Source organism: Bacteroides sp. 4_1_36 (assembly GCF_003466325.1).
GTDB lineage: Bacteria > Bacteroidota > Bacteroidia > Bacteroidales > Bacteroidaceae > Bacteroides > Bacteroides uniformis.
The window spans coordinates 38,100-60,034 of sequence record NZ_QSOX01000009.1 but is presented as its reverse complement, the minus strand read 5'-3'; the positions used below and the strand labels follow the sequence as shown (position 1 = coordinate 60,034).

Here is a 21,935-nt window from a genome sequence, read left to right as displayed (position 1 = left end):
GCTTGGTTTTTCTATCCCAAGACTTGGGATAGAAAACCCAAGCCTTGGGACATATATCCGCAAGATTGAAAAGAGATATCCTATCCCCAATCTCATTCCACCAATAGGTCATTTAACATCTTCATTACTATACAAAACTCATTTCAAGAAATTATTCTGATTAGAAACAAAAGCCGCTTCAGATTCCGGTTCAGAGTCTCCGTCCGGATTGTTAGGGTCAATCTCCTCACCAGCTATGTCCGTAATACGGAAATAATAATCTCGATCAAGCGTCACTGCTGCGAGGTCAAATTGTGAGCCTCCATTGTTATTATTCATTATCAGATTGTAAGTCAATCCCTTATTTGCTTCACCTGTATCGTAATAATTATACGTGACACCTTTTATCTCAACACTACCGGTTGGTAATATTCCTGGCCAACTGCCAAAGAGTTCCGGTATATCATTTCCCCACGCATATATGGTTGTTTCTGCCCATCTGGACTGGTCTTCAATAAAAATGGTATAACCATCATGGATGACCACTGCATCCGGATCTATTTCCGTCCAACCGCTTTCTGTGATTTCCAAATATATGTCACGGTCAAGAGTAAAGTTCTGTGGTCCATCAAATTGTGAACCTACTCCATTATCGTTAAATATCAAATTGTAAACCAATCCCTTATTTGCTTCACCTGTATCGAAGTATTTATAGGTAATTCCTTTTATCTCAACGCTACCAGTAGGTGAAATACCGGGCCAACCTCCAAAAAGTTCCGGCAAATCATTTCCCCACGCATAAAGTGTCAGTGCATCCCAACCTGTATTGTCCATCACGAACACAGCATAACCGTCATGAATCACTTCACTTGGGTCTTCCGGCTCCTCAAAATAAGCATTCCAGCGGGTTACCGTTATATCAGTGCGAGTACCTACCTTAGCCGAAATTTGATGTAAAGCATCCCCATTCTGCAAAGTACGCTCTATACCTTGTGTCTTAGAAACGAAATAAAAGCCATCGGCAAGTGTCTTTCCATTAACAAAATCTTCCGGATAGAGGTATATGCCCCATTTAACATCATTGTTTGCAGCTTTCTCCATCTGCCACTTAAGGTCTCCGGAAGCAGCATCCTGACCTCCATTGAAATCGCCTGCAATATAAATTATTTCATCGGCACCAGTTCCTTGGGGCATAATCACCTCCAGCAAGATAGCATCGCTACGAAGTTCAAATTGCGGCAACTCATGGTCAAACACAATTTCCTCCTTGTCACAACTACTGATGAAAGCTACAAAAAGCAACAAAAGCCATAGCGGATTACATATATATTTTTTCATTGTTACTATTATTATAGGATGATTAATAATTAGGATTCTGTACCAGTCCCGGATTTACCATAAGGGCAGACTGGGGCAAGGGATACCACTCGTATTTGCGGTCACGTTTAGCCGGATAGCTTAAACCGTCGTCCGTGGCACGGCCAAAGAACCACCATTGCCCTTGCGTAAACTTATCGAAACGACGCAAGTCTGTACGACGACGACGCCCCTCTCCCAAGAATTCAAGTCCCCATTCACTCAACATCCAATCCATATCAAAGGATGTAAAACCAGGACCGGGCTGCTCGAGAGCCGATTTATCTGTAAAATAGCGTGTTTTAACTCTATATACCAGTTCTTTAGCACCTTCCGTATCACCTGCACGCATTTTACATTCAGCAAGAGTATAGACCACTTCACTCAAACGGAATTCCACCTCATCGATGTTTTGGAAATCAATGCCTGCACTCTCCGGATAAACCGGATATCTTACCAAACGGACACCTGAATTCGTTTCACCCCAGCGAGGTGACATGACAGTCTCCAGATTACGTCCTAAATTAAGGAATGTACCCACCTGATCCACATAAACCAAATCCTGACCGTCACGGTCGGCATCTGCTTTCAAAGCCGCACCCTTACCATAGTTGGCTTTAATAGCCCCTTTCAAAAAAATGCCTTGATAGTTTCCTGTTGTTTCATTATACACATAGTTCTGCTTACGGATATCTTTATCGTGGAAACGTTCATAAACTGCTCCTAACTTATCACCGTAGTCAGTAAGAAAGCTCTTAGGATTGTCAGTACCACCATACGGCTGTACATTTCCAGAATTATCCCATGAAGGTGCCAAGCATACACAATTCCATCCGCTCTGGCTGTATGTACCTCCAAAGTAATCCCAACAATTGTAAGGCATGAAAGGCATGTTACGCATCCAACCGGTATTGACCTGACCGACTTCCATCGCCAATGCCATTACAACTTCCGGACATTCTACATTGTTTATCGAATAAATATCGCGATAGTCATCGGTAATGCTGTAAGTACCATAATCGCCATTCAGAATTTTTTGGCAAAGAGTGGCACACTCATTATAACTGTTTTGTTTGATAAACACCTCAGAATTCAGCAACAAGCGCATCTTAATCATACGATTGGCAGCTTGGTTCATGCGGTTGCGAGTCTTTCCAGAACCATCTTCTTTCATAAGATCTGTAACTGACTCATCTAATTCCTGACTGATAAAATCGTAGATAATCTTGCACCCCTTATCAAAATCAGTATCTGCAGAACCAGGGATTTCCGCACCCGAAGAAATGTTCAAGGGAAGTGCTCCACCCCAAATCTCAAAGATATTGTAGTATGCCCAAGCACGCAGGGTACGTACTTCGGCAATATAACTATTCAAAGCATCCTCAGTCATGCGTATAGATGCGGGGCTGATTGCCTGCAAATCTGTAATAAGCGTATTGCAAAGCCCAATAGTGGTCCACGCATTCTCCCAAGTTTGGCGAATAATGGTTGATTCTGACGTCCAGGTATGTGAAGACAAAGCAAACTTCAATGCCTCATCCCATCCCCAAAGTCCACCGTTCCAACTGCGCCATGCCACCTGGTCGGCAGAAAACTCCTGCAAATACCAGAAGTATTCCAAATAACTATATGCAGCTTTCGAATAGATGGCTGCCACTGCCCCCTGAACACTCGTCTCATCTTGATAATAAATTCCGGCATCCACACGATCGAACACTTCCTCGTCCAAATTAGTACAAGAGAAAAGTGAACATGACATAATCATCGCCAATAACCAACGACATTTTATATATTTCATATCTTTCATATTTTTAATAATTTGTTTCTCATTTATTTGAAGCGAAGAGTCACACCTAAACTCAATTGAGTTGCTGTAGGATAAGCACTATTACTATCTACTCCCGGCTGGATACCATTCACGTCTATAATTGAAGGGTCATTACCAGAATATCCGGTCAAGGTAAACAGATTCTTGGCAGACAGATATATGCGCATATTATCCAGTAACTTACGGTTCTTAGGAGTAAAATTATATCCCAAGGTTACATTTTCCAGTTTTATGAAGCTACCATCCTCCAGGAAATAGGAAGATATTACTCCACCACCGGTACGGATATTCTTATCTTCCAGATACGCAGAGCGAAGAACATTATCTGTACCACATCCCTGAAGCCCCATACCATATTTACGCATATTGAATACATCAAAACCGAATGTACCGCGGAAGAATACACTCAAATCAAAATTTCTCCAAGTCAGGTTGTTACTCCAAGACAAGAAGTGCTTGGGAGCACCATTGCCAATATAACGTTTATACTTGGCATCAGCCTGAGAAATCGGTATTTGCTCATCTTTATCATTCAAAATAAGCATATTGCCATTTTCGTCAACACCTGCATATTCATAACCGTAGAACTGCCCTATCTCTCCCCCTTCCTGCACACGGAAGAAATATTCGCTGGAACCAGTACCCGGTTTTAAGTAAAGGTCGAGATAAGATGCCTTGTAAATATCGTTAGAAAGTTTGGTCAACTTAGTCTTCCCATAAGAATAATTGATTCCGCTCGTCCACTTCACTGCTGTTTTAGTAAGGATATCACCATCCAAAGATACTTCTATACCGGTATTTTTCGTTGTTCCAACGTTAACCAAAATAGTGGAATAGACAAAAGGCGGTTGAGGTGCCGTGTACGTATAAAGCAAGTCTTTAGAACTACGGTCAAAATACTCCACTGAACCACGTAAACGATTCCATAGAACAAAATCAACACCCAGATTAATCGCAACGCTCTTTTCCCAAGCCAAATCCGGATTAGCATTACTAGAGGGAGCATAGCCCGTTACCCAACGCCCGTCAAAGAGATAACTACCATTGGTATTGTAAGTAGAAAGTGATTTATAAGCATCAAAATCCGAACGACCGGTAATTCCGAAAGAAACACGCGGTTTCAAACTGGTCAACACTTTCCGGGTATTCTTCATAAAGCCCATCTCCATCATTTCCCAAGCCAAAGAAGCTGCTGGGAAGTACCCCCACTTTTGGTTAGCACCAAATTTGGAAGAGCCTTCATAGCGCAACGAAGCCGATGCAAAAAGCATATCCTTCCAATTATAGTTCAACCGACCAAAGAAGCCAATAAGTGTCGATTCAGAGCGACCGCTATATAAACTTGCCAAACCATCCTTCAGATAAGAGCCACTGCCCAAATCCCAATATTTCGTATTATCAAAAGAGAAGTCGTTGTTACTACCACCAATCTGTTCCCAGATAGACTTCTCATAAGTATAGCCCACTACAGCCTTAATATTGTGGTCGCCCAAGTTCAGTGCATAATTTCCCAACCACTCCAATCGATTGGTGTACCATTTCTGATACTTCATTTCCGCACGTCCTTTATAACCATTCCAATAGGACTCCGAACCGGCAGACGAAGCATAATATTGTTGCTTCATGTCATTGTAATGCAATGAGTAACTTAATGTTGTATTCAACAAATGCTTTTCTGTCTGCAAAATATTCAGTTTAGCCTCAGCCGTACCCAACAAATACATACGCTGGCCGTTGTTATCTCTCAAAGCAAGCTCCGCAACCGGATTGGTTGCACCCGTAGGAGAAGTAGGCTGATAATACGAACCGTCTGCATTATATACCGGCATTGTAGGATTCATTGTGAGTGCCCTATCGAAGAAACCATCATTTCCCCAGGTTTCATTTACACGACGTGCACTCAACGAACCGTTGAATTGTAAGCGATTCTCCAGTACACGCTGTTCCATAGAAAAACGACCTCCAAATTCTTCACGACCACTCACGATGTCAAGTCCATTGGCACTTTTGTAATTGAAGGAAGCACCATAGAAACCATTCTTTGTGCTACCATCAATAGATATATATTGGTTTGTGTCGTATGCTACATCACGAGTAATCAGTCCATACCAGTCAGTGTCGGCTCCATAGTCTGTACCTCGTCTCGAACGACGGAATTCATCAGCCGACAGAATATCCGGAGAGGGCTTGGCTACATTAAAAGCGATGTAACTGTCATATGTGACTACCGTTTTTCCAGCTTCACCCGAGCCACGTTTCGTTGTAACTAAAATCACACCATTAGCACCTCGCGTTCCGTAAATAGCAGCTGAACCCGCATCTTTCAATACCGTAATAGATTCAATATCCTGTGCAGCGATGTTACGGATATCGCCACCTGCCACACCATCTATGACAATCAAAGGACTATTACTTGCAGAAACAGATGTTGCACCACGTACTTGTAATGAAGAACTGGAGTTAGGATTGGCAGCTGCCTGCGTATTGACATTCAAGCCCGCGACTTTTCCCGATACCATTTCCATCGGGTTATTCATAGCCCCCAAATTAAAATTTTTCTTATCCACTTGTACAATGGAACTGGAAACTTCTTTTTTACTCAATGAACCGTAACCCACTACTACAACTTCTTCCAACACCTGCTGGTCATCATGCAAGACAACATCAATCTTGTTTCTACCGGATACGTTCAGTTCCTGCGTTTGGTAACCTACATAAGAAAAAATAAGTATTGCATCAGGATTGACATTCAATAACACATAGTTACCGTCAATGTCAGTTATCACCCCCGAAGTTGTACCCTTTACCAATACACTTGCACCGATAAGACCTTCACCCGTTGCATCGGTCACCTTTCCTTGTACCTGAAGTTGTTGCGCAACAGCAACACCAGTCATCATAAGAAAACCCAGTAAAAGGATCATGCGCTTTTTAAGGCATCTCTTTAGACTTTTCTTTTTCATCTTATTAGAAATTAGTTAAACAATAAATAGATTGATGCAAATGTATTATCAAAACAAACGCACGATTTGGGCTGAGATAAAAATCTAAAGTCCTGCAACAGGCAATCAACTATAATACAACGCATTACGAAAATGCTATTGCTACTAATTTCTAAATCATTTCTAGACTTTTTAAGGCAGAAGAAAGCCTCAAAAGGAGGATAAAATCAAAAAGAAGTTATTTTCATCACTCGTTCTTCAAAGTCCTCTTTACAAAGAGACTTGTTTTTTAGCTTGGAACGATAAGTATAGATGGTAGTTATGGAATAACGCAAAAATTCTGCAATACGCGCACTGTCTGTAATACCTAAACGAATCAGTGCAAATATGCGCAGTTCGGTAACAAGCAATTCTTCATTTTTAGGATGCAATTGTTCTTCAACTGGCAACAAACGATTAAATTCTTCTACAAAGTTAGGGAATATCTTAAGAAAAGATACATCGAAATTGTGATAGAACTCTTTCAACTCTTGATTTATGAAACGGTCGGACTTCAATGTACGATATAACTCCTCAAGTTTACCGGCAGCAGCCTGCTTGTTCAATATGCGGCGATATTCTTCCATCTTACTTATATAAGAGGAACTTAAACTGAGGAAACGTCCCAAATACTCTTCCTTAATATGATTGGCTTCCGTAAGAGTCTGATTAGTATGCAATAATCGTTCATTAGCCTCATGTTGAGACTTGTTCAGCTTCTTCAATTCACTATTCAATATACTCAATTGGGAATTGGCAGCAACAACTTTTTTACGGGCATAAGACAATTTTTTCATTTGCCATAGCACACACAGTACTGTCAATAGAAGGAAAACAGAAAGGATACATATGCCTGTAATAAACATTCTCTGCCGCTGTTGCTGTATTTCCTTTTCTTGCTGATAAGCACGATCTATGAGCGGAAGCATCTTGGAATTCTGCGAACTACGCAACCGAGTAGTATAATAATTAGCATCTTCCATACTAATCTTGATATAGTGATTAGCACGTTCCAAATCGCCCATTCCATAAAGTAATTCCGCTAATGCGCACAAAGAATAATTTTCTTTCACCACTGCCCTAATGTCAGCAATGGCACTGCTAATACGTGCTTCCATTTCTTTCTGCTTGTTCCCCACGACATGATAAGCAAAAGCCAGAATTGAAGTAGCTACTGCATACTCACGCGTATTGGATTTCAACCGAGGTAAAAAATTCTTCAATAAACATATAGCCTCCTGACTTTTTCCCTGGTCAATGAGCTGAGGTGCATGCACGACTACATATCTATAAGTATCTTCCGGTACTAGGCTGATTATAGAATCCCTATACAAATTTGCTATCCGAAGATAATTGTTCACGTAGTTCCGATCAGTGGCGTACTCTGCCTGATAGAGATATAGGTTTTCAAAACATACATAATAGTCCACTATATTTTCACCCTCCAACGTGTTACGAGGAAGCGATTTCAGCAATTCCATTGCTTCAACAAAAAGGCCCGAAGTATTTAGAATATGTACTTTATTTAATATAGAACTATTTATCCATTGCCTATTATTTAGCCGTGTGGCAATAAGAATATTTTCATTTATATAATGTAATGCAGAATCACTAATATAAGAATTATATTCGGCAAAAAGACGATTTTGTATCAGATAACGCTCCATGTCAGTAAGCCTCCCTTGCTTCAACTCATCCTTTATCAAAGAAATATACCGTTCTTTTTCTTCCTCGTATTGTCTACGCATTACGATAGTCTTATCCAGAACAGACAAAAGGCTATCTATTGCAGATGCATACATACCAAGCGAACATGGCAACAGCATTATTATTAAAATCAAGATACGCATCATAGGTTAACATTGTGACATAACTTCGCAAAGTTACAATTTTCTTCTGTTATGAAAATACGATTTTAGTATTTTCTTTGGCATTATAAGTCGTACATCATAGGGATTATACATCTACCGAAATTCATATTTCCTCTACTTCGGATAGCTTTTAAAGCTTTTATGGCAGTTTTCAAACCTCCTTCTGCCTAATAATGGCTAACATTGCAACCGAAACCAAAGGTTGACATCAACATGAGAAAGACATTATTATTTTTATACCTTTTATCTCTCGGCAGTATTGCCGCATACGGTCAGACACGTCTGACCCAAGACCCCAAACTGGAACGACAACTCCACGAAAGCGGACTGATACATCAACCCCTCCCCCTGGATATTGAAAACTCTTTCGAAACCAACGGATGGAAAAAGGAGGTCTTGCAAAGCGCTCCTCTCACCCGCTCGGCAGGTACAGAGGGATGGAGTCATTCCGGCGCAGGAAGCATGTCCTTCAGTACGGAAAAGACCGTTTCCGGCAAAGGCAGCATCAAACTGCAATTCCCCACATTCACCGGGAAAAGGGCGACCGGCTCTCCTTCCGACCCAGACTATGCCACCTACGGAAACAGCAGTGTTACCTATCATCTAGACGGCGCCAATCTGGAGAAGTACAACCGCATCGTATTCTCCATCTATCCCGATTGCGACGGCGCGCGCATCGTCAACATGAACCTCACGTTTCGCAATGCAGATACTCCTGCCAAGAAAGGATATAATCAGCCTTCGGGTTCACACCTCATTAACCTTATTAATAAGGAGTGGAACCAATGCTTCCTCGAAATAGACGAGTATCAGCGCGACAAGGTGATGTCCATCACCTTCAGCACAGCCCTCAAAGGCAAAGATCGGACTACAGGAGATTCAGCTATCTACTACCTGGACAATCTACAACTGCAAACGGTGAAAGCCCCTGAGAAAGTCAGCGGATGGATACCTGCCGATGGAAAAATCTCCTACTCGACAACCGGCTATGCCGTCAACCACCCCAAAACCGCCCTCATCAACACAAACCTCACCATAGACGCCGGAAAGCGCTTCCAACTGCTTACCCCAACCGGAGAAATAGCTTACGAAGGAGACATCCGAAAAGAGAAAACCACTCTCGGAGAATTTGGCCTTATTGATTTCACCTCCTTCAATAATCCCGGAGAGTATCAGCTGAAGGTCGGAACATCGCTAACTCCCACCTTCCGGATTGGAGAAAGACTTTGGGAAGATTCACAATGGAAAGTGCTGAACTTCATCTTCTGCCAGCGCTGTGGACATCCGGTTCCCGGCAAGCATTCCACCTGCCACGTAGACCTCATGTCCCGACATGACGGACGCAGCATCTCCTACTCCGGCGGATGGCACGATGCAGGAGACTTGTCCCAGCAAACCTTGCAGACGGGAGACGTGACCTTTGCTCTGCTCGAAGCCTATAATAAACAAAGAAATATCAACCCAGCCCTCGCCGCCCGCCTGCGTGAAGAGGCGGAATGGGGAGTAGAGTTCATCCTAAAGAACCGCTACGGCGATGGTTACCGCGCCAGCAGCATGGGATTGCTTATCTGGCAAGACGGTGTGTTCAATACATTGGACGACATATCTTCCGTACGTGTACAGAACATGGCATTTGACAACTTTCTCTATGCCGGATACGAAGCTTACGCCTCCATGACGCTGGACAACGACCCGATGCTGCAGGAATACCTATTGCGCGTGGCCGAAGAAGATTTCGCTTTTGCTATGGAGAAGTTCAAAAAAGATAGCTTCGACCAGTTCGTCCAGCCTTACGAACACAGTTACAACACTTCGAAAAGTCAGTATATGGCTACCATCTCCTGGTCGGCAAGCCAATTATACAAGCTGACCGGAAAACCTTCTTATGCGGACATCGCCGCCGAATACATCCGCTACACCCTCGACTGCCAGCGCACGGAACCGCTGAAAGACAAAGACGGGACACGCGGATTCTTCTACCGGGACAAATCCCGCAAATCCATCGTACATTACATACACCAGTCGCGCGAGCAGGTCTATATGCAGGCCATGGTGATGCTTTGCGAAACCCAGAAGGAGCACCCCGATTATCCTAAATGGGTGAATTCCATACAACTATATGGAGAGTATCTGAAAGGAATGATGAAGTATACCCATCCCTACGGTATGATTCCAAGCGGTGTTTACCATGCAGAGGAATATAAGGATACCACCAACTTCTACGCCCTCCATCTGTTTCCCCCTGCCAATGCCAAGGAACTGTACACGGAACAGATTAAACGAGGAGTACAACTGGACAAAGAGCACTACATGAAACGTTTCCCCGTGTGGTTCAACATTTTCAACGGCAATACCGCCATCCATCTTTCCAACGGAAAGTCCGCCGCCATCTGCGGAAACTTCCTGAAGGACAAGGAACTGCTCAACATCGGTCTGGAACAGTTGTACTGGACCGTAGGCAAGAATCCTTTCGGACAATCCTTGATTTATGGAGAAGGACACAACTATCCGCAACTGAATACCTTCTCTTCGGGAGAAATGACAGGAGAGATGCCCGTTGGTATCCGTACCCTGGGTAACGACGATGTCCCCTATTGGCCGCAAACCAACAATGCCTGTTATAAAGAGGTATGGATTACCTCGGCAGGCAAATGGCTGTCTCTGATTGCGGAATATTAGATAATGGAGAATTAATAACTTATAAATTATAAATTACAAATTATGAAACATCTGTTTATTTTATTGTTTACGGCTTGCACCCTGCTGACGTACGCACAAGTCCCCGAAGGTTATCCGGCAAACTATGCCAAAGCTCCTCGCTTCAAGGCCTTGATTTATTACACGCAACATGCGGAAGAAGCACACGTACAATTTGCAGAACAAGCAACCACTTTCTTCAAGAAGCTCAATTACGGTGACGGCTTTGTTCTGGATATTACTACCGATTTTTCAAAATACCCATACGAGAAACTGAAAGAATACAATGTCATTATCATGCTTAACACATCCCCCAACACCAAGGCCGAACGCGATGCTTTTGAGCAATACATGGAAAACGGAGGCGGTTGGGTAGGTTTCCACGCAGCAGCCTACAACGACAAAAACACGCATTGGCCCTGGTTCGTTAAGTTTCTTGGTGGTGGGGTGTTCTATTGCAACAACTGGCCTCCCCAGCCGGTATTGGTCGAAGTCGACAACGAAGAACATCCCGTTACCAAGAATCTGCCTGCATCATTCGTGGCCCCCGCCAGCGAATGGTACCAATGGACTCCCAGCCCCCGCCAGAACAAGGACGTAGAGGTACTCTTGTCCCTATCTCCCAAGAACTATCCACTGGGTATCAAGGATGTAGTGAATTTTGGCGACTTCCCCATCGTATGGTCCAACAAGAATTACAGAATGATTTACCTGAATATGGGGCATGGTGACGAAGAGTTTATCGACGGTACACAGAACCTGCTATTGGTTAATGCTTTCCGCTGGGTAGTGAGCAAAGACAAAAGCGGCAACCCGTTCCTCAAATAAAACGGTTTCCATAACAGCAATCAAGAGAATAAATAGGGGATAATTCCCCTATTTCCTATGTTAACACTACGTTTTTATGCCGAAACAGATACTTTTCCTTCGAAAAGTATCTGTTTCGGTCGTTTTATATAGATACCCTTGCCGGTTCCCAACGGGCCGGAATGACAGTTTCATATCGTTGAAACCAAAAGTTTCACTTGCTGAAACTTTTAGTTTTACGAAAGGAAACTAAAGGTTTCCCTTAATGAAACCAATTATTTTCCCAATCAAAACTTCTCGTATTTAGTCTCAAAACTAAAAGTTTCATGTTGAGAACTAAGACAATAGCCACTTTTACGATTCACCCAATAAATAGGAGGCATCATCTTTTAGAAAGATTGGAAAGCGTGATAGATGGTTGTAACGTTTTTTATCTGTCACGGGTATCTATCACGCTTTAATTGATTTATAATCAAAACAATACACCCATTTGCGTGATAGCATGACAGATGTTTTGCCAAAACAAACTTTGTGAAGGAACAAAAAATCCCCGGTATTATTCACAAGGAAATACCGGGGACTCTTCAGAAAAAAACAATCAAAACTTATAACCAGCCAGGGTTCTGTGTCAAGCCACCTTTAGCTCTATCCATTTCCGACTGGTCAATTGGAAAGTATCTGAACTTCTCCGTCCAACCTTTGTTACCTAAAATCTCTGTTCCTTTATCGAAACGCAGAATATCAAACCAACGCTGCATTTCATCCATAAACTCATACCCACGCTCTTCAAAAAGAATATCCAACAACTCCTGCTTGCTCTTTCCCGCCAAGTTGATACGATGCTCTTTGTCTTTGAAAGCGCGGTCTCTGACCTGGTCGAACCAACCTTGCGCATCAGCACTGGCAGTTCCGTTGATACGTACATCAAGCTCCACAGCCAGCAGCAAAACATCGGCATAACGGTAAATACGCCAAGAGTTATAATAGTTATCCGTAGGATTCACCGTAGACGTCGTCTCCTTTCTCGGATGAATCTTATAGTGCCCCAGACCCTCGTAATTTTCCTGCTGGTCACTGACTTGGAAAGCACTTCCTGCCGGTAGTTCACCTTTGGCCACCATTTCTGCCACTTTTTTAGCCTCGTCCGCATAGACAATGACTGTTCCCTCACGGCGCGTATCACCTTCCTTAAACATGTTGTAAACAGTACTCGGCATGGTGTTCTGCCCATAACCTTCGCCTAATCCACCCTGCTCGGCACTTCTCGGGTCAACAATGTTACGACCGCCCAAAGAACGTGCAAGCCCAAACCCTTCACCGGAGTTATTGCCGGCATAACATACCTCAAAGATAGATTCCGCACACCATTCTCCGTCTTTCACCCATAAGCTTTGATAATCAGGGTTCAACTGGTATCTTCCACTGGTGATTATTTCTTTCATGTCATTCAATGCCACCTGATATTTAGTCTCATCACGATGGAACAAAATAATTTTAGCACGAAGCAGCTTGGCAGCATCCCGGCAAACGCGTCCCTGCTGTGTAGCACTGCGCTGGGGCAGATACTTAGTCACTTCGTCATCCAAGTCACCCATCATAAACTCATAAATTTCTTCACGGGTTCCTTTGGCAACGCTATACATTTCACTGGCTGCCAGATAATGTTTGATAAGCGGGAATTGCTCATACCCCATAAACAGATGGTAATAGAAAATGGCACGGTAAAAGCGCGCTTCGGCAGAAATGGAATTGACAAAGTCTGCATTGAGGTTGCACCCGGCCAATTTGTCAATCAACAGATTGGCAGCAATGACTCCATTGAACAAGCCGAAATCCCACTCATTCCACCAAGAACCATAGCCCCATGCACCGAAACAAGAAGTCGCGTCATAGGTAAAAGTATCCCATTTCGTCTTGTAAGATCCCTCACCGATACCACCACCGGTTTCAGACTCATCGCCCAGCAAAGAAGAGTAAGACCAAACCTCCGGCATGCGGGTCTGCATTTCATTTATCACGGCATACAAGCCCTTCATCATATCGTCTTCCGTCTTATAGAATTCGGTTTCCGATACCTGAGTTCTCGGATTCACTTCCAGAAAATCTGAACAAGCTATGGTCGACAAAGCCATCGCACCCAAAGCCAATACTTTTAATATCTTATTCATTGTATCTAATTTTTAGATTAATCAAAATGTTATGTTTGCACCGATGGTATAAGTACGTGCTTGCGGATATGTTCCCCCGTCAAATCCATCACGTGTTCCCACTTCCGGATCATAACCGCTATAATTGGTGATTGTAAACAGATTCTCGCCCTGCACAAAGAAACGCAGCCCCTTGATACCGACACGCTGCAACATCTGACCGGGTAGACTGTAACCTATCTGCAACACTTTCAAACGCATATACGAACCATCTTCCACAAAAAAGTTTGAAACCTGATAGTTATTGTTGTCACCATCTATCACACGTGGTACCCAATTGGAAGTTCCTTCACCGTGCCAACGGTTCAACCAGGATTTGTCGTAGTTACCAAAAGTCACATTGGAACGTCTGTACAGTTTATAAATGTCGTTTCCGATACTTCCTTGAAAGAATGCACTGAAATCCAGCCCCTTCCAATCGGCAGAGAGCGTAAATCCATACGTCCAGTCGGGATTCGGCTTACCTATCATAGTACGGTCATCGCCATTAAGACCATTTTTACCATCCAAATCTTTAAAACGGATATCTCCGGGCTTGGCATTCGGTTGTATCAAATGAGTCTTTCCGTTAGAATCTACGTAGGTATAGTTGTCTATCTCCTGCTGATTCTGAAAAATGCCATCATGCAAGTAACCGTAGAAGAAGCCGTACGGACGCCCGTTCTCTCTCCAACTGACCTGGCCGCCCATACCACCACCGATATTATTGAGACCGACGCGGTCGGGACCTTGGTCTGTTACAGTATTCTTCACATAAGAAGCATTTCCATTGATACCCAGATTCACTTCACCCACCTTAAAGCGATAGGACGCTTCGAACTCGATACCTTCGTTCTTCACTGTACCCGAATTGACCGTCATACTGCCATAACTGGTATAAAGAGGAATCGGCATGGAAAGCAGCATGTCCTTCGTCTTCTTCACGAAATAGTCGGCAGAGAATGTCAATGCACTGTTGAAGAAACGCAAGTCAATACCCAAGTCGGTCTGTTCGGAGGTCTCCCATTTCAAGTCTGCATTGGCATAGCCACTGGGCAGCATACCTGTATATACCTTTCCATTTATGACTGCATTCTTACCCTGGCTCATCATACTTGTATAGGCAAAGGAGCCGATGCGTTCATTACCGTTCTGTCCCCAGCTCAGACGTATCTTGGCAAAATCCAACCAGGAAGGTCTGTTCTCCATGAACTTCTCCCGGGTCAACACCCAACCCAAAGAAACCGAAGGGAATGTAGCATACTGGTGTTCGCGACTGAAGTTTGACGAACCGTCCCGTCTCACTACCGCTTCGAACAAATACTTTTCATCATAATTATAGTTGATACGTCCGAATACGGATGCAATGCGGTGATCTTCCGCCCCACCCCATACTTTGGACTGTTCTTCGGGCGCTGTGGCCGTGTCTATATATCCCTTGTCTATATCCACCACCAGCAGATTATAATCTTCCGCTTCCAAATTGGAGTAATGGTAGGAAGACATACTCGTACCGAACAGTGCACCTATATTATGACGGCCGAAAGACTTCGTATACGACAGCACATTTTCCCACTGCCAGTAGGAAGACTCCCTTTTCTTATCCTCTACTTTGGAAGTAGCATTCTTACTGGTAGCATTCAGCTCGTAAACCGGAGTTACATTCTTGATGGAATTGAATACCCATTCCGCACCATAGGTAGTCTTGAACTTCAAGCCCGGCAACAAGTCGACATCAAGGTTAAAGTTCGCACCGAAATTCTGCGGCATAGTCCTCTGGTTATGACTGACCTGCATGGCTGCCAGCGGATTGGTTATTTCACGCATCTCGATGATATTGTATGCCAGGCCGTTGGGAGCAATGACATGATTTGGATAAGTTACGGCATATTGCTCCAGTATAGCAGGGTCGGTCTGATAAACCGGCTCGGTAGGAGGCAACATATTCATGGAAGTAATCAAGCCTGCTGCTTCACTATTGCCAATAGTATTACCAGTCTGGATTGACTTGGAATAGCTTGCAATTGCACCAAAACTAATCTTATTCAACCAATTTCGTGATTTCGTGTCCAGTAATACATTATTGTAATTCAAGCGTACATTGTAGCGTTCATAATCAGCATGTCCTTTAGCATAAATACCTTCTTGCTTTACATAACCGAAAGAAGCATAATAGGTAGAGTTGTCCGTACCGCCACTCAACGAAACCTTGTGGTTCATAATAGGAGCATTCTTGTTCTGCAGTTCCTTTTGCCAGTCGGTATTGACGCTGGAAACAGTCGGGAAATAAGGGTCCTTACCTGCATTGGCAGCCATTTCATTCATCAACATCTGATAATCCGCACTACCCAGCAAATCCACCTTCTTGGAAGGATTCTGAATACCGTACGTAAATTCATAGTTCAAAGTAGCCTTTCCTTTAGTACCCTTCTTCGTAGTAATCAGTACAACACCATTAGCACCACGGGCTCCGTAAATAGCGGCGGAAGCTGCGTCTTTCAACACTTCAATAGACTCAATATCAGAAGGATTCAAATGACTGATACCACTTTCAGACGGCATGCCGTCTACTATATAAAGCGGATCGGAGTTGTTGACCGTACCGGTACCCCGAATACGAATCTTTGATTCCGCACCGGGCTGACCTGAATTAGAGATAATCTGTACACCGGAAACTTTACCTTTCAAAGCATTCTGAATATTTGTAGGATTACCTTTATCCAACTCTTCACTGGTAACACGGCTCACAGCAGACGAAAGTACACTCTTCTTTTGTACACCATAGCCTACTACAACTACCTCGTCCAGCAACTCAGAAGAATCAGTAAAACGGACTTTCAGATTTGTATCTGCAGCAGTCAGTTTATACTCAATAGGCTCATAACCGATAAAAGTGAAGACCAACACATCACCCACAGAAGCTTTCAGGCTGAAATTCCCATCAATGTCCGTCACAGTACCCACAGCCGGATTACTTTTCATACTGACATTAGCACCCGGAACCGTTTCTCCGGAAGGATCATAAACGATACCCTGCACATTAATTTGTTGTGCGAAGAGCTGCAAAGTGCAACTGAGAATGCAAAGCAGCAAAAGGACTCTTTTTCTTTTCATGATAATAGTATTAGTTTATAAAATAGAAAGTTATTCATATTGTATTGATACAAATTCCAATACTTCGATAAGCGAAATTACGTACTAAACAAGAAATGGAAGTTGAATATTTCTCATAAGGAGTTCATTTACTAACACATCCATAAAAAACGTTTTATTTTAAACTTAAAGTGATAAAGTTTAAACCCATAAAAAAACGGATACGTTTCTGTACGTACCCGTTTTCTTCCAAATCCATTGATTATAAAAAGTATTACCTTTCTAAAGTCCAGTTAATGGCATTTCTGAACATGGTCGTAAACCCTTCCGTTTCGTACAACTTACTACTATGCCCTATCTGGAAATAAACATTGCGTGCCTTTTTGCTTTCATTGACCCAAACCACCGGATGATCGCCCATCTTGATGTCCGATGCAGGCGTGTAGCTCGATTCGTCTACATTGGCTAATACATGTACATTAGGGCGCGGACTCTTGTCATAAGTATACCACTCGTCATCGGGCACCACGAAAGAGGCCGGAACATCCTTCATTACCGGATGCTGTTTATCTTCCACAATCAGCGTACCGTCGGCCAGCGGAGCTATGTAGTTCTTGAAACGTACACCACCCATGAAATCAGAGAACCATTGCCACATGGGATAACCGTCAAACTCGCCCAGCAAAGTAGCATGATGGAAACCTATCCAGCCGCCACGGCCTTCTTCTATATACTTGACGAACGCATCTTCCGCTTCCTTCGGCCAAGTATAAGGCGGGAAATCCAATTGAATAACCAGGCTGAACTGCGACAAGTAAGCCTCCGTTATGTTCCTGGCATTGTTTATCTCGGTAATACTGAAATTCCCCTTTGCACCTTCGGCCGCCAACCACCTCAAACCGGCATCCGTAAATCCTCCGTGCTGTCCGCCACGTTCCGTCAACACCAGTACCTTCGCCTTGTGCGGCTTGCCCAATAGGTTTTCTGCTACCGTACGGCGCAAATCACCCTGCTCATTGTCTCCGCTATAATCCCAATACATGCCTCCCAGCAAATCTTTATCCAGAATATACTGACACTTGATGGCAAGTGAACGGGGATTCTCAAAACCAAATACCAACGTATCATTCTTATCGGCCAGATAAGGCACTTGAGCCACCTCATCCCACTTTTCAGTATATTGGGTATCCGTATTCCCTACCTTATTATAGTCTTGGAAGCTGGGATAACCGTCACCTCCACGACCATAGAAGGGCATACCCATCACCAGCTTGGAAGGCGGTACGCCCGCTTTCAAGTGTGCAGTAACGGCACCGTCCGAAGTAATGTCACCGCTATGTCCTGACGGATAAAGCGCCGAATGGTGCTTGGGAGCAGAAGCCATGTCATAAGCCATGATATTCACAAAATCGACGGAAGGCAAGATAGCCTTGAAGTCAATGTAACGGGCAGAAGCTACGGTGGCAAGTGTCAGTTCCTTTTCATTGCCGATGGCAGCTCTGATATCCTGCATCAGAAGTGTAAAATTCTCCGTATCGTCCGGTGACGAGGATATATTTGCCATAGAGCTGGTGGGATATTCCCAATCGATGTCAATGCCATCCAAAGCGAACTCCTTCACCACACGGTCACAGTCCGCGGCAAAAGCACGGCGATATTCATCATTGGCAGCCATCTCACTGAAACGTCCGCTTCCCCAGCCGCCGATGGAAAGCAGCACTTTCAGCTCCGGCTTCTGTTTCCTCAAATCAACAATCTGTCTCAAACGTTCCTCATTATCAATCTTGACACCGTTAAAGCTCTCGTTTACATGACCGAACGCATAGTTGATATGCGTCATGTACTGCGGGTCGGGCATCACCTCACTCCACGAAGTGACATAAGCAACCACAACCTTTGAATCGCGGGAAGCCGCAACGACCTCTTCTCCCGACTTAACGCTACCGCATGAAACCAATACGCCCAAAGCGGCAGCCATCATCATTCTAATTTTTTTCATAAGTACTATCTTTAATTACAAATTATCGCAGGTCTGACGGACCCGTGAACCTATCAATGCATAATACAGCATAAACGCTTCTCCAAAAAGAACGATGAGCCATGACCATCTCCAGCCTCCAAGAACATCGGCAAGCACTCCTTGCAACAAGGGCAATATGGCACCGCCTACCACTCCAATCATGAACACACCCGAAGCCACCGAAGTGTATTTTCCCAAATGGGCAACGGACAAAGTAAAGATAGCTCCCCACATGATGGAATGGAACAGACCTACTGCCGTGAGCAGCCACGGATTATTCAGAAGAATGGCCAGTAGGGCGAGTAGTCCTGCCGATACCGTAGTAACCGTCAACTGCACGCGGGGAGAAATCCTGCTCAGGCTGCTCCCCACCAGGCGGCCCACAAGCATACCACCCCAATAGAGCGTAGCCATCAGTGCCGGAGAAGCATAATCCATCTCGATGGCATACAGATTGATATTGGCCCCGATACAGACTTCCACTCCTACATAAAAGAAGATAGCCACCACGCCCAATGTCAGATGACGGAAGGACCATACACTTTTTTCCAGCTTTTCTCCCTTCTCTACCCTGGTTCCTTGGATATCGGGCAAAGACAATTTCATCAACAACAATACAATCAAAGAAATAACAGCCATCAATGCCAGGAACGGAACCATCAGCTGGTCAATCTGAATGTCCTCCATAGACAGACCGCCAAACACGACACCAGTCACGAAATAAGGAGCAAGCGTAGTTCCCACAGAATTGGCAGAACCGCCTATAGCCAAACGCTGAATGGACTGGGTAGCCTTGACATGGCAAGCCGTCAGATAAGGATTTATAACCACTTGCAGAATGGTGGCCGAAGCCCCTACCACGAAAGAACCCAGTAAGAAAATCAAGAACCCTCCAGGGATAACATTATTTCCTGCATGCCAATTCGCTTCAGGAAAGTGTACTGTGAAATAGGAAGAGGCAAAGAACAAACCAAGCCCCACAATCATCACCAGCAATCCACGCATCAATGTTCCTTTATATCCGTATTTGCTAATCCACGACGAGCCTACCCCTCCACAAACCGGATAAGCAAGGAACCAGGAGAAAGTAATCAAAGTAGCAAAAGTATTTTTCAACCCGCCCACTTCCGAAAGAAAAGTTTCTTTCAGAGGACCCTGAAACTGAGTATTGGCAGTCGTAAGGAAACCTACAATAAAAAACAGGAATACCATCGTGATGAATGGCCCCATATAGTTTATTTGTTTTTCTTGTTGTGTCATAGTATTTTGATTATTAATTCGAATAAGTAGTTTTCAGCCACCTGCGAGGCGACTTAGCAGTTAAGCATGCTTGCCGCCGCTTCATCCAGCAGAAATTCACAGTTGGGATGAAGCTGAAGGATGGAAGCAGGAACATCTGTTGTCACAGGCCCTTCAAGCATCCGCTTGACAATATCCGCTTTATTAGTCCCTTTGGCAACCAGCACAATCCGGCGTGCCTGCATGATGTTCTTTATTCCCAAAGTAGCTCCTCCCAGCTCGTTATCGGGGGGAGTACCCGTTTCTCTACGGATGCGTTCTTCCAGTTCCACATTCATCCGGGTCACCCATGCTTCACCGCCAAAGGGAGATTCCGGCTGGTTGAATCCCAGATGCCCGTTCTCACCCAACCCTAAAATCAGCAAATCAATGCCGCCACGGTTCGCAATTTCCTGCTGGAAATCCCTGCATGACTGTTCAAAATCACCAGAAATGGTAGGCAGCATCAAAAAATTCTCTTCCTTGATGCCCAATGTATCCATCAACTCCGTTTTCAGCATCGTGTAGCATGCTCCGGCATATTCGCGCGGCACATTCGTTACCTCATCCAATCCGAAGAAAGTAACGGTATCCACCTTAAACGGATATTTAGTATAGATTTCTCCCACCAACCGATGAAGATTACCGGTAGTACGTCCCGTCGAAAGTCCTATCACACTCTCCGGTTCATTCAACATCTGCCCGATGATGCGCCATGCAGCCGTGCAGTCAAACTCCTTTTCATTCTTTGTTATTGTTATTTTCATATTCTTAATCATTAATTCCTAATCACATGTTCATCGCCACCGCACCGGCCCCCAGAAGCCCGATAAATCCGGGATTCAGTTTCGTAATGACAACCCCGTTGCTGACAAAACGCATGGTCGTAGGATGAAGTTTCTCCAGAATCTTCTCGTGCATATACCCGTCGGCCACAATGCCTCCACCCAACACCACCGTGTCCGGGTCAATCACACGTACCAGATTCATGATAAGATTGGCAAGCGCCTCAGCTGCATTCTCCACCAGCACCGTACAGAGAGGGTCACCTTTCTGACTAAGTGCAAACACCTCACTCACAATCACCCGTTCCCCTTTTTCAGCCGGAATATGCAGGCCGGTCTCATACTGGTTGCGGAGCAGACGGGCACAATTGTCAAAACCTATGCCGGCAGCAATCGCCTCCACACAGTCCATCCGTCCACAACCGCATTTAATGCCTATGTTCACACCTACACGCACGTGTCCCACTTCGCCGGCATTGAAATGGCTGCCACGGATTTGTCTCCCATTTATCACCGTACCCACGGCAATGCCTGTACCTACATTTACGTATATGAAGTTTTTGGAAATTTGTCCGAATCCCCAGACGCGTTCGGCTCTTGTAGCGCTCTTCACATCATTGTCTATATGGCAAGGCATGCCATATATGTCCGACAGTTCCTTTGCCAACTCAATCCGCTGTGTCCTGCTCGGGTCAATCTGCAGCCAGACACCTTCGTTGGGATCTACACGCCCTATCAGCCCAACACCCATCGCTACCGGTTTCTGGTCATACCAGCCCACGGTACGGATATAATCATCGAGCGACGACTTGATGATTTCCAGCGCAGCCTGCTGATTAAAGTAACCGGAGTCATATTTCTTATACCTCAAAATGTTGCCACGGCTATCCATTTCGCCAATCAGCAACTTCGTGCCTCCTAAATCAAGACCTAAATACGTTTCCATTTTTTATATGCGTTTTTTAATATTGTTTACTGTCCACAATATTACGCACTATCAGGGAGACAAGGGTTTATTCTCTGACAAAAAAGGTTTAATACTTGTCAGCGGTGG

Annotated in this window: 12 protein-coding genes; 2 read left to right on the top strand and 10 right to left on the bottom strand. The window is 44.2% G+C overall.

Annotated features, from left to right (window positions below):
• Window positions 1-138: 138 nt before the first annotated feature.
• The 4 genes from DXD65_RS10370 to DXD65_RS10355 form a co-directional block, all read right to left on the bottom strand.
• Window positions 139-1,317, bottom strand: a complete 1,179-nt coding sequence (locus DXD65_RS10370; RefSeq protein ID WP_008665153.1) for a hypothetical protein — start codon at window positions 1,315-1,317, stop codon at window positions 139-141.
• 22 nt (window positions 1,318-1,339) lie between these two features.
• On the bottom strand, window positions 1,340-3,133 hold the full coding sequence (locus tag DXD65_RS10365) for a RagB/SusD family nutrient uptake outer membrane protein (protein WP_005833034.1): 1,794 nt from the start codon (window positions 3,131-3,133) through the stop codon (window positions 1,340-1,342).
• Window positions 3,134-3,165: 32 nt separating this feature from the next.
• The gene (locus DXD65_RS10360; RefSeq protein WP_005827017.1) at window positions 3,166-6,126 is read right to left on the bottom strand and encodes a SusC/RagA family TonB-linked outer membrane protein; all 2,961 of its coding nucleotides are present in this window, start codon (window positions 6,124-6,126) and stop codon (window positions 3,166-3,168) included.
• A gap of 206 nt (window positions 6,127-6,332) precedes the next feature.
• Window positions 6,333-7,997, bottom strand: coding sequence for a DUF6377 domain-containing protein (locus DXD65_RS10355; RefSeq protein ID WP_005827019.1), 1,665 nt, complete (start codon window positions 7,995-7,997; stop codon window positions 6,333-6,335).
• A 231-nt stretch (window positions 7,998-8,228) separates the two neighbouring features.
• Between DXD65_RS10355 and DXD65_RS10350 the strand changes: the two genes are divergently transcribed.
• Together DXD65_RS10350 and DXD65_RS10345 are read left to right on the top strand one after the other, a co-directional pair.
• Complete coding sequence (locus DXD65_RS10350) at window positions 8,229-10,694, top strand: glycoside hydrolase family 9 protein (protein ID WP_057258628.1); 2,466 nt, start codon at window positions 8,229-8,231, stop codon at window positions 10,692-10,694.
• Window positions 10,695-10,736: 42 nt separating this feature from the next.
• Window positions 10,737-11,540 (top strand): ThuA domain-containing protein, encoded by an 804-nt coding sequence (locus tag DXD65_RS10345; protein WP_008665150.1) that lies wholly within the window; start codon window positions 10,737-10,739, stop codon window positions 11,538-11,540.
• Window positions 11,541-12,124: 584 nt separating this feature from the next.
• On the opposite strand, the gene DXD65_RS10340 is transcribed toward DXD65_RS10345, so the two are convergent.
• From DXD65_RS10340 to DXD65_RS10315, 6 genes are all read right to left on the bottom strand, one after another.
• Window positions 12,125-13,687, bottom strand: a complete 1,563-nt coding sequence (locus DXD65_RS10340) for a RagB/SusD family nutrient uptake outer membrane protein (RefSeq protein ID WP_117680571.1) — start codon at window positions 13,685-13,687, stop codon at window positions 12,125-12,127.
• 21 nt (window positions 13,688-13,708) lie between these two features.
• Window positions 13,709-16,819 carry a SusC/RagA family TonB-linked outer membrane protein gene (locus tag DXD65_RS10335; protein WP_117680572.1) on the bottom strand — a complete coding sequence of 1,037 codons (3,111 nt, stop codon included), beginning with the start codon at window positions 16,817-16,819 and terminating at the stop codon, window positions 13,709-13,711.
• 253 nt (window positions 16,820-17,072) lie between these two features.
• Window positions 17,073-18,797 carry a glycosyl hydrolase family 18 protein gene (locus tag DXD65_RS10330; RefSeq protein ID WP_117748901.1) on the bottom strand — a complete coding sequence of 575 codons (1,725 nt, stop codon included), beginning with the start codon at window positions 18,795-18,797 and terminating at the stop codon, window positions 17,073-17,075.
• Between the two features lie 15 nt (window positions 18,798-18,812).
• Window positions 18,813-20,078 (bottom strand): MFS transporter, encoded by a 1,266-nt coding sequence (locus DXD65_RS10325; RefSeq protein ID WP_117887612.1) that lies wholly within the window; start codon window positions 20,076-20,078, stop codon window positions 18,813-18,815.
• Window positions 20,079-20,131: 53 nt separating this feature from the next.
• A complete protein-coding gene (locus DXD65_RS10320) occupies window positions 20,132-20,863 on the bottom strand; it encodes a 6-phosphogluconolactonase (RefSeq protein ID WP_117887611.1) in 732 nt (243 codons plus the stop codon).
• Between the two features lie 22 nt (window positions 20,864-20,885).
• Complete coding sequence (locus DXD65_RS10315; protein ID WP_005833057.1) at window positions 20,886-21,827, bottom strand: ROK family protein; 942 nt, start codon at window positions 21,825-21,827, stop codon at window positions 20,886-20,888.
• Between the last annotated feature and the right edge of the window lie 108 nt (window positions 21,828-21,935).